The 1486-nt window shown below is 68.2% G+C and carries 1 protein-coding gene; it reads right to left on the bottom strand.

The window, feature by feature from the left end:
• The coding region (locus tag PV350_RS46565; RefSeq protein WP_500339303.1) for an IS110 family transposase at positions 1-542 on the bottom strand (542 nt) is incomplete at its 3' end.
• Positions 543-1486: the final 944 nt, after the last annotated feature.

Below are 1486 nucleotides of genomic sequence, written 5' to 3'. Positions count from 1 at the left end.
ACTCGGGCGAGTAGACCTTCATCACCATAAGAGATTCCTCCTCCCCGACCCCTGGCGGGGCCGGGCTCAGAGGTGTCCACCACCCGGGGACAGGTCCCGAGCTCGGTGAGGGTGGTGCTGGTCTCGGTTACTGCTGTAGTGATCTGCTCGGTGACGGTGGTGATCCGGCGGTCCAGTCGGCGGATCTCGACGACCAGATCCGTGGCCAGGCCGCGCAGGGTGCGGGCCAGCGATGCTTTCGGCCGGATGCCCCGCAGGGCTGCGGCAGCGGTATCGGCGGTCAGCTTGCGGGGCAGGCCGGCGGGCACGAGCTTGGTCATCAACGCGTGGAGGCGGTTGACGGTCTGGGTGCGGGTCCGGACCAGGTCGTCGCGGTGCTCGGTCAGAGTGCGCAGGGCTGCGACGGCCTCGTCGATCTGGGCGGTATGGAGCCTGGTTGCGGTGTGGGCGGCGATCCCCACGGACAGGGCGTCGGCCTCGTCGCTCTTGCGGCCGTGGCCGGTGGACAGCAGCCGCACCCGGCGGGCGAGCTTGGCCGGCACGTCCGTGGGCGAGCTTGGCCGGCACGTCCGTGGGCGAGATGCCATCGGCGGCCAGCCGAGAGGTCAGCGGGGCACCCAGGCCACCGGCGCCTTCAATGGCCCATATCGCCTCAGGCCACCGCCGGGCGAAGCGGAGCAGATCGCGGTACCCGGCTCGACTGACCGGGACGCGTAAGGCGTCCAGGGGCCGTAGGCGGGCGTCGACGGCGACGGCCGTCCAGGATGCCTTGTGCGGGTCGATGGCGATGATGACCTGGCCTGATGCGGCGTCGGCGGAGCGGCGGGGTGGCACGGTGTCTCCTTCGTGGTCGACTCCAGGTGACCGACGAGGAGGGCAGACCAACGCCTGGCAGTGCAGACCTCTCTCGAGCCACTCCCGTCGGCGGCTGTGGCCGGGACGCACGCCGTTCGAGGGCCAGCCCGCAGGCGGCAGGTGTAACTTGAGCGACCCCTGCCACAGCCTCGGACATCATGGCTGCAGACCACGATCTCCGGCGCCGATCCAACACGTTGGGATACCTCTCTGATCGCCCCCGCTTGACACAGAGAGGTGCCGTTCTTTGTACAGTCCCGCCAAAAACGGATGGCCTCGCTGGCGTGGGCGACGGAGCCGAAGCGCGCGGCGATGCTTCATCGTGGTGATGCGGCGACCCGGAACTGTTCCAGGTCCTGATTCGCGAGCTGGCTGCTGAACACGGCGAACCGGAGGACGGAGAAGGATCGGAGGTAGAGCACTCGACGCTGCGCAATTGGAGTGTGGCCGCGTGTCGGCGACGGGTGAAAAGTGGTTCTGGATCACTTTCCGTGCTGGAGCCACGGAGCGTCACCGGAACCGCGATCACGAACGGTCGTGGCTGGTGTTGTGACGCCCCGGGGACAGCCAGAGCAATCTAGTGTCCCCTTGAACGCCGCCCCAAGGCAGAATGAGCGCATGGCGACTTGAA

Source organism: Streptomyces sp. PA03-6a (genome assembly GCF_033792765.1).
Classification (GTDB): Bacteria; Actinomycetota; Actinomycetes; order Streptomycetales; family Streptomycetaceae; genus Actinacidiphila.
The sequence above is the reverse complement of the archived record's forward strand: the minus strand, read 5'-3'. Positions and strand labels throughout refer to the sequence as shown.